Here is a 634-nt window from a genome sequence, read left to right as displayed (position 1 = left end):
CACCGACGGCGTGGACGTCTGGACCGTCGGTTTCGTGACGCCGGACAAGCAGTACCTCGGCCTGCAGCAGGGCATCGACGCCAACGCCTCGTGGGTGTCGAACCAGCTCGACCAGCGGCCGTCCACCGGTGACCGCACGATCGGTGACACGGAGTGGACCGTCTACGACCGCCGCGCCGAGGGCACCGACGCCGGCAACCACGCGTACTCGCTCGTCTCGACGTTCGGCAAGAACACGATCGTGCTCTCCGGCACCGCCGACGACAAGGCCTTCCGGACCGTCGCGACCGCCGTCTCCCGAGAACTGACCGAGTAGACGACGGGCACCGCCCCGCCAGTCACCACCCCGTCCCACCCGAACCGAGGAGCCCCATGCCCGACCGCGCCGCCTCCACCCCGTCCGACGCCCTGCGCCTGCTCGTCGACGGCAACGCCCGCTTCGCCGCCGACAAGCGCCGGATGGGCCGCGTGGACCCGGATCGCCGCACCGAGCTCGAAGGATCGCAGTCGCCGTTCGCGACCGTCCTCGGCTGCTCGGACTCGCGGGTGCCGTTCGAGCACGTCTTCGACGCCGGCATCGGCGACCTGTTCGCCATCCGCAACGCCGGGCAGATCGTCGACGACGTCGTGCTCG

The 634-nt window shown here is 71.0% G+C and carries 2 protein-coding genes; both read left to right on the top strand.

Translation table 11 applies throughout. The annotated features are described in order from the left end of the window. The coding region (locus BIU89_RS13000; protein ID WP_175475029.1) for a DUF4245 family protein at positions 1–316 on the top strand (316 nt) is incomplete at its 5' end. Between the two features lie 56 nt (positions 317–372). Further along, positions 373–634: carbonic anhydrase (locus tag BIU89_RS12995; RefSeq protein WP_302847411.1), on the top strand; the 262-nt coding region annotated here is incomplete at its 3' end.

The sequence above is a fragment of the Curtobacterium sp. MCBA15_005 genome (genome assembly GCF_001864855.1).
GTDB classification, from domain to species: domain Bacteria; phylum Actinomycetota; class Actinomycetes; order Actinomycetales; family Microbacteriaceae; genus Curtobacterium; species Curtobacterium flaccumfaciens.
Note: the sequence above shows the minus strand (reverse complement) of the source record. Positions and strands in the feature narration are given on the sequence as shown.